At 55.0% G+C, this 16,917-nt stretch carries 15 protein-coding genes and 4 tRNA genes; 6 read left to right on the top strand and 13 right to left on the bottom strand.

What is annotated here, in order from left to right; all coding sequences use genetic code 11:
* Positions 1-146: 146 nt before the first annotated feature.
* The 8 genes from corA to P6287_RS00850 form a co-directional block, all read right to left on the bottom strand.
* Positions 147-1,100 carry a magnesium/cobalt transporter CorA gene (gene corA, locus P6287_RS00885; RefSeq protein WP_008105777.1) on the bottom strand — a complete coding sequence of 318 codons (954 nt, stop codon included), beginning with the start codon at positions 1,098-1,100 and terminating at the stop codon, positions 147-149.
* Positions 1,101-1,411: 311 nt separating this feature from the next.
* Entirely contained in the window at positions 1,412-3,574 is a 2,163-nt protein-coding gene (uvrD, locus tag P6287_RS00880; RefSeq protein WP_101763753.1) for a DNA helicase II, read from the bottom strand.
* 76 nt (positions 3,575-3,650) lie between these two features.
* Positions 3,651-4,367 (bottom strand): 5-amino-6-(5-phospho-D-ribitylamino)uracil phosphatase YigB, encoded by a 717-nt coding sequence (yigB, locus tag P6287_RS00875; protein ID WP_277974368.1) that lies wholly within the window; start codon positions 4,365-4,367, stop codon positions 3,651-3,653.
* Positions 4,367-5,275, bottom strand: a complete 909-nt coding sequence (gene xerC, locus P6287_RS00870) for a tyrosine recombinase XerC (protein ID WP_192236890.1) — start codon at positions 5,273-5,275, stop codon at positions 4,367-4,369. Before xerC ends, yigB begins: the two co-directional genes overlap by 1 nt.
* Positions 5,272-5,976 (bottom strand): DUF484 domain-containing protein, encoded by a 705-nt coding sequence (locus P6287_RS00865; protein WP_101763756.1) that lies wholly within the window; start codon positions 5,974-5,976, stop codon positions 5,272-5,274. Before P6287_RS00865 ends, xerC begins: the two co-directional genes overlap by 4 nt.
* Positions 5,973-6,797 carry a diaminopimelate epimerase gene (gene dapF, locus P6287_RS00860; RefSeq protein WP_110867946.1) on the bottom strand — a complete coding sequence of 275 codons (825 nt, stop codon included), beginning with the start codon at positions 6,795-6,797 and terminating at the stop codon, positions 5,973-5,975. Before dapF ends, P6287_RS00865 begins: the two co-directional genes overlap by 4 nt.
* Before the next feature lie 29 nt (positions 6,798-6,826).
* A complete protein-coding gene (locus P6287_RS00855; protein WP_101763757.1) occupies positions 6,827-7,030 on the bottom strand; it encodes a lipoprotein in 204 nt (67 codons plus the stop codon).
* A gap of 134 nt (positions 7,031-7,164) precedes the next feature.
* Positions 7,165-9,726 carry a class I adenylate cyclase gene (locus P6287_RS00850; protein WP_101763758.1) on the bottom strand — a complete coding sequence of 854 codons (2,562 nt, stop codon included), beginning with the start codon at positions 9,724-9,726 and terminating at the stop codon, positions 7,165-7,167.
* 316 nt (positions 9,727-10,042) lie between these two features.
* Between P6287_RS00850 and hemC the strand changes: the two genes are divergently transcribed.
* From hemC to P6287_RS00820, 6 genes are all read left to right on the top strand, one after another.
* Positions 10,043-10,984 (top strand): hydroxymethylbilane synthase, encoded by a 942-nt coding sequence (hemC, locus tag P6287_RS00845; protein WP_101763931.1) that lies wholly within the window; start codon positions 10,043-10,045, stop codon positions 10,982-10,984.
* A complete protein-coding gene (hemD, locus tag P6287_RS00840; RefSeq protein WP_101763759.1) occupies positions 10,981-11,721 on the top strand; it encodes a uroporphyrinogen-III synthase in 741 nt (246 codons plus the stop codon). Before hemC ends, hemD begins: the two co-directional genes overlap by 4 nt.
* Before the next feature lie 23 nt (positions 11,722-11,744).
* Positions 11,745-12,875: a uroporphyrinogen-III C-methyltransferase gene (gene hemX, locus P6287_RS00835; RefSeq protein WP_277974367.1), complete on the top strand. Its 1,131-nt coding sequence runs from the start codon at positions 11,745-11,747 to the stop codon at positions 12,873-12,875.
* A gap of 2 nt (positions 12,876-12,877) precedes the next feature.
* Entirely contained in the window at positions 12,878-14,074 is a 1,197-nt protein-coding gene (hemY, locus tag P6287_RS00830; RefSeq protein WP_192236887.1) for a protoheme IX biogenesis protein HemY, read from the top strand.
* 160 nt (positions 14,075-14,234) lie between these two features.
* Positions 14,235-14,603 carry a DUF6516 family protein gene (locus tag P6287_RS00825; protein ID WP_192414412.1) on the top strand — a complete coding sequence of 123 codons (369 nt, stop codon included), beginning with the start codon at positions 14,235-14,237 and terminating at the stop codon, positions 14,601-14,603.
* A complete protein-coding gene (locus tag P6287_RS00820; protein ID WP_192414410.1) occupies positions 14,600-14,977 on the top strand; it encodes a MarR family transcriptional regulator in 378 nt (125 codons plus the stop codon). The genes P6287_RS00825 and P6287_RS00820 overlap by 4 nt, the downstream gene beginning before the upstream one ends.
* A gap of 565 nt (positions 14,978-15,542) precedes the next feature.
* Here P6287_RS00820 and P6287_RS00815 read toward each other — a convergent pair.
* From P6287_RS00815 to wecG, 5 genes are all read right to left on the bottom strand, one after another.
* Positions 15,543-15,619, bottom strand: a tRNA-Pro gene (locus tag P6287_RS00815).
* A 37-nt stretch (positions 15,620-15,656) separates the two neighbouring features.
* Positions 15,657-15,743 (bottom strand) — tRNA-Leu (locus P6287_RS00810).
* Between the two features lie 16 nt (positions 15,744-15,759).
* A tRNA-His gene (locus P6287_RS00805) sits at positions 15,760-15,835 on the bottom strand.
* A 90-nt stretch (positions 15,836-15,925) separates the two neighbouring features.
* A tRNA-Arg gene (locus P6287_RS00800) sits at positions 15,926-16,002 on the bottom strand.
* A gap of 159 nt (positions 16,003-16,161) precedes the next feature.
* Positions 16,162-16,896 carry a lipopolysaccharide N-acetylmannosaminouronosyltransferase gene (wecG, locus tag P6287_RS00795; RefSeq protein WP_101763764.1) on the bottom strand — a complete coding sequence of 245 codons (735 nt, stop codon included), beginning with the start codon at positions 16,894-16,896 and terminating at the stop codon, positions 16,162-16,164.
* Between the last annotated feature and the right edge of the window lie 21 nt (positions 16,897-16,917).

Raw genomic sequence — 16,917 nt, 5'->3', positions numbered from 1 at the left:
CAGATTACGCTCCCCTCGTCATAATTCAAGTCGCAGCTACGTTGGCTGCCTTTATTCACCCCAGTCACTTACTTTAGTAAGCTTTTGGGATTCACAAACTTGCCGCCTTGCTGCAACTCGAATTGTTTAGAGGGGAGTAAGAAGGGTTAAAGCCAGTTCTTGCGTTTGAAATAGAGGTACGGCGCCAGGCCAGCGAGAATCATCAGGCTAATCGCGCCCGGATAACCAAAGCTCCATTTCAGCTCCGGCATAAACTCGAAGTTCATGCCGTAGCTGGATGCCACCAGCGTGGGCGGCAGGAATACCACCGAAACCACTGAGAAGATCTTGATGATGCGGTTCTGCTCAATATTGATGAAGCCCATTGCCGCCTGCATCAGGAAGTTGACCTTCTGGAACAGCGATTCGTTATGCGGCAACAGCGATTCGATATCGCGCAGGATTTCACGCGCCTGCTCCAGCTGGTTGCCCGGCAGACGCGCTTTGCGCACCAGGAAGTTGAGGGCTCGCTGGGTATCCATCAGACATAACCGCACTTTCCAGCCGATATCTTCCAGCTCCGCCAGACGTGACAGCGCCTGATCGTACTCTTCGCCCTGCTGGCCTTCCATGATCACGCGGCTGAGTTTCTCCAGCGCGCTATAGATGTTCTCGATCTCATCCGCCAGCTGTTCGATTTTGGTCTCAAACAAATCCAGCAGCAGCTCATAGGCGTTGCCATCGGTCAGCATCTGATTGCGCGCACGCATGCGATAGAGACGGAAAGCTGGCAGTTCGCGTTCGCGCAGCGTATACAGGCGATCTTCGCGGATGGTGAATGCCACGGTGGAGTTGCCAGCGTGGTCTTCGGCATCTTCAAAGAAGAAGAAGGAGTGAATGTGCAGGCCGTCTTCGTCTTCGAAGAAACGCGCCGAGGCTTCGATGTCTTCCAGCTCCGGACGCGTCGCCAGGCTCTGGCCGAGCTCGCATTGCACGCGATCGCGTTCGCTGTCGTCAGGTTCGATCAGATCGACCCAAACAGACGTGTTGAGTTTGTCGTTATCTTCTTCCAGCTCGATGCGCGTCAGGCGATTACGATCGAGTTTAAATGCGCTCAGCATAGCAATAACTCCCCATTTTTTCGGAATGGGACAAGGCGGTGACCACGGTAAATTACGGGCACGGCGAAGCCTGAACACGGAAACTTTCGCTTCAAGGGTAAATCAGTGCTAACTCACGCGACGAGAGTAAAAAAGGGAGGTCGCTGTTAACCGCTAAGGCTACCAGCTAAAAGAGGTAACCTTAGGAGTTCCTGTTAAACAGGTGATTGAGCCAGCATCGACTGGGCGCGTCCAAGGCATTGTCCTCTCATGATAATAGTGCGCGCATGTTACGCTGAGACGAAAAAGTCGTCAAGGTAGCGCAACCCGCGCTACACCGTTTCCAGACGGGCGTAAGCCGCCACCAGCCACTTGATGCCCTGGCCCTGAAACGCCACTTGCAAACGGCTGTGTTCACCGCTGCCTTCGAGGTTGATGATGGTGCCCTCGCCGAACTTGGCATGGCGCACGCGCTGGCCGAGCGTGAAGCCGCTGTCGTTTTGCGCGATGGGCGTGCCCATGCGCTGATGGCTCACCGGACGGCTGACGCTGGCGCGCAAACGCACCTCTTCCACGCACTCTTCCGGCAGCTCACCGATGAAGCGTGATGGACGGTGATACACTTCCTTACCATAAAGACGACGGCTTTCAGCATAGGTGAGCGTCAGCTTGACCATGGCACGCGTCACGCCAACGTAAGCCAGACGGCGCTCCTCTTCCAGACGACCGCCTTCATCCAGCGACATCTGGCTCGGGAACATGCCCTCTTCCATGCCGACGATAAATACCTGGCTGAACTCCAGCCCTTTCGCCGAGTGCATGGTCATCAGCTGCACCGCGTCCTGCCATTTGTCGGCCTGGCCTTCGCCTGCCTCCAGCGCCGCATGCGACAAGAACGCCTGCAGCGGCATCAAATCTTCGTCTTCGTCCTGATAGCTGAACTGGCGCGTTGCCGTGACCAGTTCCTCAAGGTTTTCTATACGCGCCTGGCCTTTCTCGCCCTTCTCCTGCTCGTACATCACCCATAAACCGGAGTCTTTAATTACGCGATCGGTTTGCACATGCAGCGGCATCTCGGCGGTTTCGCTGGCCAGTGAATCGACCAACTCGCAGAAGCGTTGTAACGCCGACGCGGCGCGTCCGGCTAAGGCTTTGTTCTGCAACAGCTCGCGCGTGGCCTGCCACAAGGTGAGTTGCTGATCGCGCGCGGTCTGGCGCACCACATCGAGGGTACGATCGCCGACGCCGCGCACCGGCGTGTTCACCACACGCTCAAAGGCTGCATCGTCATTGCGATTGGCCATTAAACGCAGATAGGCCAGCGCATCTTTAATCTCCTGACGCTCGAAGAAGCGCATGCCGCCATAAATGCGATACGGCATGCTGCCTTGCAGCAGCGCCTCTTCCAGCACGCGCGATTGGGCGTTGCTGCGGTAGAGAATGGCGCAATCCTGCAGCGCATTGCCGTTCTCGTGCCAGCTTTTGATGCGATTGACCACAAAGCGCGCTTCATCCAGCTCGTTGAATGCGCAGTAGAGTGAGATCTTTTCACCATCGCTGCCGTCGGTCCACAGCTCTTTACCGAGGCGGCCATTGTTGTTGGCGATCAGCGTGTTCGCCGCTTTCAGAATGTTGTTGGTCGAGCGATAGTTCTGCTCCAGGCGAATGGTTTCCGCGCCGGGAAAATCCTGCAGGAAGCGCTGGATGTTCTCCACCTGCGCACCGCGCCAGCCGTAAATCGACTGATCGTCATCGCCAACAATAATCACGCGGCCGCTATCACCCGCCAGCATGCGAATCCATGCGTACTGAATATTGTTGGTATCCTGGAACTCATCCACCAGCACGTTGCTGAAACGCTCACGGTAATGGTTCAGGATATGCGGCTTGTTAAGCCAGAGTTCGTGGGCGCGCAGCAGCAGCTCGGCGAAATCCACTAATCCGGCGCGATCGCAGGCTTCCTGATACGCCTGATAGATGCGCAGCCAGGTTTGCTCAACCGGATTGCCGTAGCTTTCGATGTGTTTTGGCCGCAGGCCTTCATCTTTTTTGCCGTTGATGTACCACATGCCCTGACGCGCAGGCCACTGTTTCTCATCAAGGTTCATCGCTTTGATCAGGCGCTTCAGCAGACGCAGCTGATCGTCGCTGTCGAGGATCTGGAAATCCTGCGGCAAACCGGCATCAAGGTGATGCGCGCGCAGTAAACGGTGCGCCAGGCCGTGGAAAGTACCAATCCACATGCCGCCCTGGCTGGTGCCGATCAGCTGATCGATACGATGGCGCATTTCCGCCGCCGCTTTGTTGGTAAAGGTCACCGCCATAATCGAATACGGCGAGCAGTTCTCTACCGACAGCAGCCAGGCGATGCGATGCACCAGCACACGGGTTTTGCCACTGCCTGCTCCGGCCAGCACCAGCAGGTTGCTGCGCGGTGCGGCGACCGCCTCGCGCTGTTTGTCATTCAAGCCGTCAAGCAGATCAGAAACGTCCATAAGCACCGTTCGCGAAAGAAAATGAACTCAAATCCACACTGCTGCGGATAGAGCTGTATATATTTACATGTGTGGATTATAGCAGCGAGGTCAGAGATGCCAACCGATCAATTTCAACGTGCGGCAGCAAACGCGCATCGTCGATCTTCATCAGATTGCCTTCACGCAAATTGATCCAGCAGGCTTGCATACCGGCACGCAGCGAACCGGCAACATCGGTGGTGAGATCGTCGCCGACGTGCAGAATGTGCTGCGGCGCAATGCTCAAACGCTCAGCGGCCAGATGATACATATCCTGCCACGGCTTGGCGCGACCGTGCGGACCGGCACGCAGCGCGAACTGGAAGTAATGATTAATACCGAGCTTTTCCGGGCAGGCATTGCCGTTAGTGATCGCCACCAGCGGCACGCGCTCGCCCAGCCACGTCAGCGTTTGATGCGTCTCTTCCGGCATATCGACTTCACTACGCCACTGATGGAAGACGCTCATCACGTCGCTGGCACCGGCGGTGGCTTCCGCTTTGGATAAGCCGACATTGAGCAGCGCCAGCTCCACCGAGCGACGACGCCATTCAGACACATCGTGATAAATTTCCGGCTCGCGCGCCAGCAACTCATTGCGCAGCGTCTGATAATCCGCCGGGGTGAATTCTCGCAGAGCTGGATGATACGCCTGCAGCGCAGCGTGCGATTCGGCAGTGGTTTTGCGAATGACGGGATGGTTGTCATACAGCGTGTCGTCGAGATCAAAGGTGATTGCTTTGATTGGGCCGAGCGGACGATAAAACTTCATTAAGACTTTCCTCGTTTGGCACGCGGATGGGCCGCATCGTAAACCGTCGCCAGATGCTGGAAATCCAGATGGGTGTAGATTTGCGTGGTCGCCAGATTGGCGTGACCGAGCAGTTCCTGTACCGCGCGCAGATCGCCGCTCGATTCCAGCAAATGCGTGGCAAAAGAGTGGCGCAGTTTATGCGGATGAATATGGCTGGCAACGCCTTGCTTGATGCCCCATTCGGCAAAACGCTTCTGCACGTTGCGCGTCGAAATCCGGCTGCCGCGGCTGGAGACAAACACCGCATCATCCTGCGGCGCAAAACTAGCACGCAGCGGTAACCAGTGCTGAATCCAGGTAACCGCCGTGCCGCCAATCGGTACGCGGCGCTCTTTGCTGCCTTTACCCAGCACCCGCACTTCACCTGCCTCCAAATCCATGTGGCGACAATCCATATTCACCAGCTCAGACAGACGCAAACCGCCGCCGTACATGGTTTCCAGCATCGCGCGGTCGCGTACCGCCAGCGGATCGTTAAGATCGATCTCCAGCAGTTGGTTAACTTCGTCGACATCCATGTTTTTCGGCAGATGGCGCGCATTACGCGGCGTGGCGATGCCTTTGGCGGGATTGGCGCTCAGCATGCCCTGATGCACTTGCCAGTCGAGAAAACTGCGCAGCGCCGACATACGCAGCGCCAGACTGCTGGCGCCTAAACCGCCCCGCCGGCTGCGTGCCGCCAGGCTGCGCACCTGCGCCGGTTCCAGCTGCGACCAGCTCGTCAGCTTCATCTCATCGGCCATTGCCATAATCGCCTGCAATTGCCGTTGGTAATTCTTTTGCGTCAGCGGACTCAGCTGGCGTTCGACCTTGAGATAACGCAGAAAGTCATCCACGGCCGGCAGCAGCGGACTGACGTGACTCATGCGCGTTCAATCCAGCGTGACAGCAGATCCGGCAACATTTGCGCCAGATGCTGCAGCAGCAGCGTACCCATGCCCGCCTGATAATGCTGATTATCGCGGCTGGTGAACATTAATATGCCCAGCTCTCCGCGTTCGCCCATCAGCGACATCGCTACCGAGCCAATCGCTTTGGCCTGCGGCAACAGCAGTAGCAATTCCGGACCGTTCAGGCTGCCGAGATAGTGATGTTCATTGCCGAAGCGCTGAATGCGCAGCGGTTCGAATGCCTGACGTGACAAGCCGAGCTGGGTGAAATCAGAGGGTGCGCCGATGTGCCACTTGTCATTGAACACGCGTACGTGTGCGCCGGCCAGACCCAGTTCGCGCGCCCAGCGGTGCAGACGCGTTAGCATCTCTTGCAAGCTGTCGGCGGCGGCGAGATGACCTTGTAGCGCCAGCAGGCGATCAAACAGCTGATGGTTGGCGGTAGCCTGCTCCATCAGCAGCGTGATCTCCTCTTCTAACTGCTGGATGTGGTTGCGCTGCCGCGCCATATGCCACTCCACCAGCGAAACACTGCCGCGTACCGGATGCGGCACCATCATCTGTTCAACCTGGCGCGCATTGCGAATAAAAAAATCGGGGTTTTGACGCAGAAATGCGCTTACCGATTGATCGTCCAGCAAAACCTCGCTTTCGGTTTGCTCTTCGACATTTTTCATAGATGAATAAACCCATCGTAGACGTGTGTGGCTGGACCGGTCATAAACAGCGGTTGCCCTTCCCCTTTCCAGGCAATGTGCAGCGTTCCGCCCGGCAAATCGACGCGGACATTTTCTGCCAAAATGCCCTGCTGAACGCCGCAGGCGACCGCCGCGCAGGCGCCGCTGCCGCATGCCTGGGTTTCGCCTGCGCCACGTTCATACACGCGCAGACGGATGTGTTCACGATTGACCACTTCCATAAAGCCGACATTGACGCGCTCCGGGAATCGCTCGTGGCTTTCCAGCTCTGGGCCCAGCGTTTCCACCGGCGCGGTTTTCACGCTTTCTACCTGAATCACGCAGTGCGGATTGCCCATCGATACCGCACCAAACATAACGGTTTGCTCGGCCACCCGCTGCAAATAAAGGTTCTCTGCTTTGTTCGCGCGGAGCGGCACGCTTTGCGGTTCGAAGTTGGGTTGCCCCATATTGACGCGCACCAGCTCATCATTGGTAACGCTGAGCACCATGCGGCCGGTTTGCGTGCTGACACGAATGTCGCTTTTATTGGTCAAACCTTTCAGACGCACAAAGCGGGCAAAGCAGCGTGCGCCGTTGCCGCACTGCGCGACTTCGCTGCCATCAGCGTTGAAAATGCGGTAATGGAAATCGAGATCCGGATCGTAAGGCGGTTCAACGATCAGTAGCTGATCAAAACCGATCCCCAGATTTCTGTCCGCCAGGCGGCGAATCAGTTCCGGCGAAAAAAAGACGTTTTGCGTCACAGCATCCACAACCATAAAGTCGTTGCCGAGACCGTGCATTTTTGAGAACTGCATTTTCTGCTCCGCCGGATTACTCATAGAGTTTAGTTGGCCTGCGAACCAGGCTTGCTGGTGACCAAACCACCGACATCAGCATCCTGAGCCGCTTTTTGCTGCTGCGCGGTGACCTGCTGTTTCGGCTTGTTTGGCTGATCTTTCGGCGGGAAATACAGCGGTCCTTTTAGGCCACAGCCTACCAGGCTGACCAGTGCCAGCGCCATACCCAGCTGACTCATCACTCGTATCATTCTGTCTGCTCTTCTGTCCTAAAGCCATGGTTGCTTATCATCGCAGTTGACGTTGTAAAAGCAACAGGAAATAGCCGCATTTCCTGCGGCAGGTCAGAGTAACAGCGCATCCCGCCGCGCGAACGCGGGCGGGATCAATGCATTTGGTAGCGCGGCTGGAAGTCGCCGTTGTCGTTGTCAGGCTGGGTAGCGCAGAGCTGCGTCAGCGTTTGGCTGCGGAAAGGAATCACCTGGAAACGTTCGCCAGTGTTCACAATCTGGTAGAACTGCGGCAGGTTAAAATTGATAAAGCTGGAGCCGTAAGTAAAACGGTCATGCGACGAGGAATAGAATCGACTCACGTCGCGCACCAGCTCCTCTTTACTGCCTTCGCAATGGTGATAAACCTCAACGCGATTGGTTTCGTCGAGGATATAGATGTTGAAGCCGCGATCGTCATTAGTATCTTCAAAGAAGAACTGAATGATGCCTTCGCTGGCGTAGCCGTTCACCACCGGCGGCAGCGGCGTCTGGTTCGATTCCACTTTAATCGACAAACCATGCAGCTTGTTGTTAGAAATCGCGCCATAAAATTCGACGGCGTTTTCCAGCTTCTGCACCGACACGCTCATGCGTTCGAAGAATAAGCCCCAGGTTTGGCCCGCCATGCGTAACGCTTTAAAGCGGCCCGGTTCCTGACGCGTGCTCGACAGACGCAGCTCAATGCATTCCGAAACCAGCTGCTGCACGCGAGTACGAATTAAACCGCGCAGATGCTGGCTGTAGCAGAATACTTCCACCGTATCCGGCGGCGCAGCATCCTGATGCATTTTGCCGAGAATGGTTTTCAGCGCCTCAATCATCGCCTGCTCGCCATTGAAGTGCAGCGTACGCACTTCATTCCACGAGTTGCGATAGAGCAGATCGATGCTGCCAATCAAACATTGCTGCTGCTGACCGAAGCTGAACACATCCAGCTTACGGAAATCAAAATGCACCACCTGATTGCGGAATGCGGAGGTAGGATCGTGTTCCAGGTTAACGATAATCGCCAAGTGACGAATTTCGCACGGGCTGTAGAGCGCTTTCGGCGTCGGTGCTGGCACGCGCAGCGGGAAGTGGCTCGACACATCGTTAACCAGTTCCTGCAGACGCGGCAGATCGCACAGATCGTTGCCCTTCATATGCAGACGCGTTTTACTGGTCAGCAAACCGTTAAACCACGCCCACGCCACCAGCTTGTTCAGATAGCGATTATATTCCAGCGGCTGATGGCTGATGATGGAACTCATGTCCGGCGATTGGTTATACAGATACCAACCGGCGCGATTAGCGCGGCCCGCCGGGACATGAATAAAGGTAAGATTCTCTTCCGAGAGATCGGGCGAAATCTGCGGGTTCACTAAAGTGACTTTACCCGGCAGCGCCTCGAACGCGGCATACAGTTTACGCGTCAGCACGCCGATATCCTGCGGGCTGGCGCTGACGCTTAAATTGTTGCGACGCGCAAAGCGAATCAGGTTGCGATAGCTCTGCATCATCGCATCCAGCAGCTCGTTGTGCGCTTCGCGTACCCGTTCGATTTTCCACTGCGCGCGGTTATCCAGTACCGCTAACTTCTCTTCATCCCAGCCCCACTCTTTAACCAGCTGCGATAAGATCTCGCGCCGCCAGCCGGTGCGCTGATGATGGTGATCTTCGCTCGAGAGCTTTTCACACACTTTTAAATAGAAACATCGACGCACTAAATCGAGGCGCGCCATGTCATCAACGCTGGTGAGATAGCGCGTCACGCGCTCCAGCATCATGCAGTAAGGATCGAGACCGAAGGAGACAATTTCGCCGTCGTGCAGGCGCTGCTTGATGTCCATCGACAAGAGCTGCGTGTCGGGATATTCCCAGCTGTAGGCTTCCAGCAGCAGGGTTTTCAGCACCGCTTTATACGGCGAGTCGATACTTTTATACAGCTGCCACAAGCTGGCACCGAAATACTCTTCCGCTGACAGCGTGCCAAGGCCGCCGAGATCCAGCCACTCATTCGGCGTCAGTACGCCTTGTGAATAGAGCGACATGACGTAATCGTCGTAATGGTGCTCCTCTTCGCCAGGCACCATATTCCACAGGATGCGTTTACCCGCCATACGCACGGCGGTACGGTAGAACTCATCCAGCAGCAAAATATGTTGGGTAGAACCGCAGTCTTCACCGCCGAGGCTACCGCTTTCGTTATGGCGGAAACGGTTCTCGTCAATCAGGAAGAAGCTGACTTCCACACCCATCGACACACACCATTTCTGCAACAGCGTACACTTACGCTGCAGATTAAGGCGCTCTTCATTATCCAGCCACGATTGGTGGCATACCCAGATGTCGAGGTCGGAAATGCTGTTTTGCCCAACCGACGAGGTGCTGCCCATTGAGTAAATGCCGGTAATTGGACGTTCGCCCGCGACGGCGGCGGTGAGATCGAGTGGTTGTCCACCCGCTAAGTTCTGCAGCAGCTGGAATTGATTTTCATCGGGCGTGTAAAGGCAGACGCCATGCGGAACGCTACCTTCGAGGTAGCCCGGCATCAGCGGATGATGGTAATGCAATAATGTTGGCAGCAGACTGTAGACTTGCTGGAAAGCAGGCCCCATGGCAGCCAGTGCGCGATCTACACGCAGCTGGTTAATCGCATCCAGTCTCTGTTTCAGTGTCTCAATGTAGAGGTACAAGACGTTTCGCCTGATTGTCCCAGTGTTAAGCACCCTGTTTCCGCATTCTGCCGCTTAATAATAAAGATATCGGGCAAATAATTGCTGGAAACGTGATCAATCTAACACCCGGAGGATTGACCGTAAAGAAAGTTGCGCTACTTAACAGTTTAGCATGTTCCGACCGTAGCCCTGCTTTTTTCAGACTTCGACATAAAACTGCGACCCGCAAGATCCAGGCGCAGTCTGACATCGCCGCCTTTTCAATCCGTTGAAACTGACAGCATTCCCCTATCAATGATAGGATATTCGATGAACGATCAAAACGGTTAACAGCATGTTAAACAAAATTTTCAGAATTGCTACCAGACAAAGTCCCCTTGCTTTGTGGCAGGCACAATATGTCCAACAGCGTCTGATGGCGGCTCATCCGGGTCTACAAGTCGAGTTGCTGCCGATGGTCACCAAAGGTGATGTCATCCTTGATACGCCATTGGCAAAGGTTGGCGGCAAAGGGCTATTCGTTAAAGAGCTTGAGCTGGCAATGCTGGAAGGCCGCGCCGATCTCGCCGTGCACTCAATGAAAGATGTGCCGATCGATTTTCCACAAGGCCTCGGTCTGGTGACCATTTGCGAGCGTGAAGATCCGCGCGATGCTTTCGTCTCCAATCGTTACAACAGTGTTGATGAGCTGCCACAAGGCGCGGTTGTTGGGACGTCCAGCCTGCGTCGCCAGTGCCAGCTTAGCGCCCGTCGTCCGGATTTAGTGATTCGCTCACTGCGCGGCAACGTCGGCACGCGTCTTGGCAAACTTGATGCCGGTGAATATGACGCCATCATTCTGGCGGCGGCCGGTTTGAAGCGTTTAGGTCTGGAAGATCGCATCCGTCAGGCAATGCCTGCCGAGATCTCCCTGCCCGCCGTGGGTCAGGGCGCCGTCGGCATTGAATGCCGCGCAGATGATGAGCAATTGATTACGCTGCTACAGGCGTTGAATCACGACGATACCGCCGTGTGCGTGCGCGCCGAACGCGCAATGAACACGCGGCTGGAAGGCGGTTGTCAGGTGCCTATCGGCAGCTTCGCGGTGCTGGAAGACGATCAGCTGTGGCTGCGCGGATTAGTTGGCTCACCGGACGGCAGTCAAATGGTGGTCGGCGAGCGTCGCGGTCCACGCGATCACGCCGAAAGAATGGGGGTTTCGCTGGCCGAAGAGCTGTTGGATGGCGGCGCGCGCGACATTCTGCGTGAAGTGTATCAAGGTCAACCGCCAGTATGACCATCCTCGTGACCCGCCCGGAACCGGCCGCCACTGAACTGGTCTCGCGTTTGCGCAGCCTGGGCAAGCTGGCATGGGGCTTCCCGCTGATTGAATTTACGCCGGGTCGCGATCTTATCCATTTGCCAAGCCAACTTGCGGCGTTACAGCCAGGCGATCTGGTGTTTTTACTGTCGCAGCAGGTCGTTACTTTCGCCGAGCCCGCTTTACAGCAAAGCGCGACAACATGGCCTGAAGCCCTCAACTATTATGCTATTGGTCGCAGCACCGCTTTAGCCTTGCATACCGTCAGTAATCTCAAAGTAGACTATCCTCATGCGCGGGAGACCAGCGAAGAGCTGGTGCGCCTGAACCGTCTGCAGCAGGTGAGTGGCAAACGCGCGCTGATTCTGCGCGGCAGTCCGGGGCGCGAGTTGCTGGCAGAAACGCTGATTGAACGCGGCGTTGAGGTGCAATACTGCGAGTGTTATCAGCGCTGTGAAAAGCACTACAACGGCGCGACTGAAGGCCGACGCTGGCGCGATCGCGGCATTACAACGCTGGTGGTAACCAGCGGCGAAATGTTACAACAACTCTTTTCTCTGTTTCCGCCAATTGATCGTCGGGAATGGTTACTACACTGTCGGCTTGTGGTCGTCAGTGAACGTTTGGCTACGCAAGCCGCTGAATTAGGCTGGCAGGACATTGATGTAGCCGATGGTGCCGATAACGATGCGCTGCTGCGCGCGTTACGCTGAACTTAACAATGGGATGAGCCATAATGACGGAACAAAAAGCCTCCTCCGCCATGGTTGAAGAAACCACCCCAGCGGACAATTCTCCCTCGCCAGCAACCAAACCACCTCGCGATAAAAAAGGCGATGGCAAGGTGCTGAGTGCCGTGGCGATTGTGATTGCGCTGGCGATTGGGGCGGGACTTTACCTTAATGGGAAACACCAGGCCGATTTACAGGCTCAAACTAACCAGAATCTCAGTGAGCAGCTGAGCGCCTTGCAGCAGCAACTAAGCAGCGACAAACAGCAGCTGACGCAACAGCTGGATAGCGCCAACAGCGCCTTGCAGCAGGCGCGCACGCAGCAGGATAACAGCGCAAAAGAGCTGGAAACCCTGCGCGATAAAGTCGCTACCATCTCTGGAAACGACACGCGTACCTGGCTACTGGCGCAAGCGGACTACCTCGTCAAACTGGCGGGCCGCAAACTGTGGAGCGATCAGGATGTCACTACCGCGGCAGCGTTACTGAAAAGTGCTGATTCCAGTCTGGCCGACATGAATGATCCGAGTGTGATGAACGTGCGTCGCGCCTTAACGCAGGACATCAGTTCACTCTCCGCCGTCAGCCAGGTTGATTATGACGGCACCATCCTTAAGCTTAATCAGCTGTCGAACGGCGTCGATAATCTACGCCTGGCCGACAACGACAGCGATGATTCGCCTATGGACGCTGATGGCGGTGAACTCTCCAGTTCGCTGCACGAGTGGCGTCAAAATCTGGTGAAAAGCTGGCATAACTTTATGGATGATTTCATCACCATCCGCCGCCGCGATAACACCGCACAGCCGCTGCTGGCACCGAATCAGGACGTTTACCTGCGCGAAAACATTCGTTCACGCCTGCTGATTGCGGCTCAGGCCGTACCGCGTCATCAGGATGAGATCTACAAACAGTCTATCGATGCGGTATCAACCTGGGTTCGCGCCTGGTATGACACCAACGATGCCGCCACCAAAGCCTTCCTTGCGCAGCTGGATGAATTGAGCCAGCAAAGCATTTCAATGGATGTGCCGGATACGCTGGAAAGCCAGCCGCTGCTGGAAAAACTGATGCAAACCCGCGTACGTAATTTGCTGGCTCAGCCATCGGTTGCTGCTGATCAACAAGGAGGCTAACCATGCTGAAAGTATTGGTGCTTTTCCTGCTGCTGATTGCGGGCATTGTGGTTGGACCGATGGTAGCCGGCCATCAGGGCTACGTGTTGATCCAAACCGACAACTGGAACATTGAAACCAGCGTAACCGGCCTGGCGATCATCTTGATCCTCAGCCTGCTGGTGATTTTATTGGTGGAATGGATTCTGCGTCGCCTGTTCCGTACCGGCGCACGCACACGCGGCTGGTTCACCGGCCGCAAGCGCCGTAGCGCGCAGCGTCACACGCAAAGCGCGCTGATGAAACTGGCGGAAGGTGACTTTAAACAGGCCGAAAAACTGCTGTCGAAAAATGCCGACCACGCCGATCAGCCAGTGGCAAACTACTTGCTGGCTGCCGAAGCGGCACAGCAACGCGGTGACGAAATCCGTGCTAATCAGCATCTGGAGCGCGCTTCTGAGCTGTCGGTGAATGACACGATTCCGGTTGAAATCACACGCGTACGTCTGCAACTGGCGCGCAACGAAGATCATGCGGCACGCCATGGCGTTGATCGCCTGCTGGAAGTCGCGCCGCGCCATCCGGAAGTGTTGCGTCTGGCAGAACAAGCCTATATTCGTACCGGCGCATGGGGCGCATTGCTCGACATTCTGCCTGCGATGCAGAAAGTGCAGATCAATGATGAAGCACAGCGCGATGCCTTGCAGCAGCAAGCCTGGCTGGGCCTGATGAACCAGGCGATGGCCGATCAAGGCAGCGACGGTTTGAAGAAATGGTGGCAAAACCAGAGCCGCAAAACGCGTCAGGAAACCGCCTTGCAGGTGGCTATGGCAGAACATCTGATTGAGTGTGACGACCCGGATACCGCACAGAGCATCGTGCTGGAAGGTCTGAAACGCCAATATGACGATCGTCTGGTATTGCTGATGCCGCGTATCAAAAGTGGCGATCCGCAATCTCTGGAAAAAGCGCTGCGTCAGCAGATTAAACAGCATGGCGCCACGCCGCTGCTCCATAGCACGCTGGGTCAGCTGCTGATGCGTCATGGGGAATGGCAGCAGGCAGCAGAAGCGTTCCAGCAAGCGCTGGCGCAGCGTCCGGATGCGTTTGATTATGCCTGGCTGGCCGATGTTTACGACCGCCTGCATCGTCCGGAAGACGCTGCCAAAATGCGTCGTGAAGGCCTGCTACTTACGCTGAAGACCAATCCCAGCGCCTGATTTTACGATTGTTACTTTTGTGCACGCCGGGCTTGTCCCGGCTTTTTTTTGCCTGCAATTTATCGCTAATCAATATCCTGATCTGTTTCGATCATTACCGTGTGGGTCTGATGAAATTTTACACAGCAACATTGATTTGTTATGATTGGGTCATAAGTATATGGATGATGAAGACTACGGATTAAATACGCTGATCGACATGGATGGATATCGATTTACTTATGAGAGCGGATATTGGTGGAAAATTGAGGTTCGTAAAGAAGCACCGTCGAAGTTCAGGCCGCATGGCATAAGGTACAATCTTACCTTCCATAACAATTACAACACCCGCATCTTCGGCATAGATAACGCTCATGCCATTAAGCCGCCGAAGAGAGGTTTTTCAGGTAAATGGACGGTTTATGACCATCTGCATAAAACCTCTGTTGATTCTGGGCAGCCCTATTTCTTTGTTTCGGCCAGCCAACTGCTCGAAGACTTTCTGGGAAATGTAGACAAAATCATTGGTGAAAAAGAGGGTAAATCATGAAAGCGCTCATCGGCATTATTTCTCCAGAGAATATGCGTAATCGAATAATGAGCATTGCGAGTGGGCAGTACAAACCTGAGGCTGACGAACCCAAAGTTTGGTTTGCGTCCGTAAACGCGATTGCGCAGGTGCTGAGCAATGAGAACATCCTACTTCTCAAGCTCATGCACGAGCGCAAACCTCAGACCGTTACAGAGCTGGCGGAGCTTTCGGGACGTCGAGTCAGTAATCTGTCTGCGACGCTGAAAACGTTGGAAGGTCACGGCTTTGTGAGCCTGAAGAAGATAGGCAATAAAAAAATTCCTACCGCGCTTTTCACTGAGTTCGATATACGCGTGACCAGTGAACTCATCGCAAAACCCAAAGCGGCTTAACTGAACCTTGCGTTCCGAAGCCGAATCTACCCTTCGCCATACTGCAGACAAAAAAACACCTGCCATAAGCAGGTGTAAGATCAGGTCGTTAAGACAACTGATGGCATCCGACTCAACGTAATGTCCTTCTTACTGCAGTAAAGCGTGCGCAAATACTGCCAGGCTGGACAACGGATGCCGTAAGGGGCTCTGCATCATTCCCAGGTTTATGTAGCATCAGCAAACATAAGAGGTGGAATGAGCATCTACAGGTAGATTATTGCACAAGACGTGCCAAAGTTGCAGTTAGATAAATAAGTTAATTAATATCAATAGGATATAGTTACTGCCACAATCCCGGTGTTAGCCACTGTCGGTAAAACGCAACGATGACTCAATAAGCTGTCTCCGCAGAGCGACAAGCTATGCAGGGAATTGTCATGCCCATATAAATCAATGATTTATATGTATCTAAATAGCGACAATGTGCGGAATTACGCTCAAAGGAAATGATGGGAAGAGTTGAGAATATGAATGGCGGATACAAACGAAAAAAGCCTGCTTTTTCAAGCAGGCTTTTCGAATATGGTCGGCGAGAGAGGATTCGAACCTCCGACCCACTGGTCCCAAACCAGTTGCGCTACCAAGCTGCGCTACTCGCCGATTTTTTACTTCTTTAACGCTACAGCGTAATTTTGCCTGGTGCGAAGGGAGGGACTTGAACCCTCACGTCCGTAAGAACACTAACACCTGAAGCTAGCGCGTCTACCAATTCCGCCACCATCGCGTGACCGAGCAAAATCTGGGGTGGCTAATGGGACTCGAACCCACGACAACTGGAATCACAATCCAGGGCTCTACCAACTGAGCTATAGCCACCATAATTCTGGTGCGTAAGCGTGTTTCGCTTACTAATTCACTGCATAACGCGGTCTAACCAACCACCGAAGCTCTTGCGCACAAACTAAATGGCGCGCCCGACAGGATTCGAACCTGAGACCTCTGCCTCCGGAGGGCAGCGCTCTATCCAGCTGAGCTACGGGCGCGTAGCGCCGTTGCGGATGGGCATACTACGGGCTTGACCTCATACTGTCCAGCCCTTTTTTAGAAAAAAAACGCGTTTGATTACGCTTTGTGCATTCCATCGATAATTACAGCAGTTTGAGGCGCTTACCCTCTCATTTTCGCTGGAAAAACCAGCAATTTCAGAGGTCGCCCCGCCAATGGTAGCGTAAGTATTTCAGCAGCTTTAATTGGCGACGCAGACGCGAAGGCTGACGAATAAGGCGATAAAGCCATTCCAGTCCGGACTTTTGCCACCAAACGGGCGCGCGCTTAACGTGCCCAGTAAACACATCGTAAGTGCCACCAACGCCCATATAGAGCGCATGCGGCCAATGGGCGCGGCAATCACGCATCAACAGCTCCTGGCGCGGCGAACCTTGCGCCACCGTGACAATCTGCGCACCACTCGCGGCGATGCGGGCAAACAGCGCGTCGCGCGCTTCAGGCGCAAAGTAACCATCCTGACTGCCAACGATATTCACATTCCACTGTCGGCGCAGCTTGTCGCAGGTTTCCTGCAGCACCGCCTGACGTCCACCAATCAGAAACACCGGAATGCCGCTACGCCCTGCACTCTCCATCAACGCTTCCCATAAATCCGCGCCTGCAATGCGGTTCACCTGCAGCTGAGGATACTTCTTACGTAGCGAACGGACGATGCTGATGCCATCCGGATATTTGAACTCAGCCTCAGCGATCAGTGCGCGTAGCTGCGCATCTTCTTCCAGCGTGAGCATTTTCTCGGCATTCATCGCCACCAGCGTGCCGCAACGCGGTTTACCCTCGGGCAGCAGAAAGCGCAGAAAGCTCGCCATATCGTTGAAGGCGTGAAGATCGACTCCGCGCAGGCTATAGCGCGGCTTATCGGTTTCCATGGTATGAATTTCCCGTTGTGC

The sequence above is a fragment of the Pantoea sp. X85 genome (assembly GCF_029623675.1).
GTDB lineage: Bacteria > Pseudomonadota > Gammaproteobacteria > Enterobacterales > Enterobacteriaceae > Pantoea > Pantoea leporis.
The sequence above is the reverse complement of the archived record's forward strand: the minus strand, read 5'-3'. Positions and strand labels throughout refer to the sequence as shown.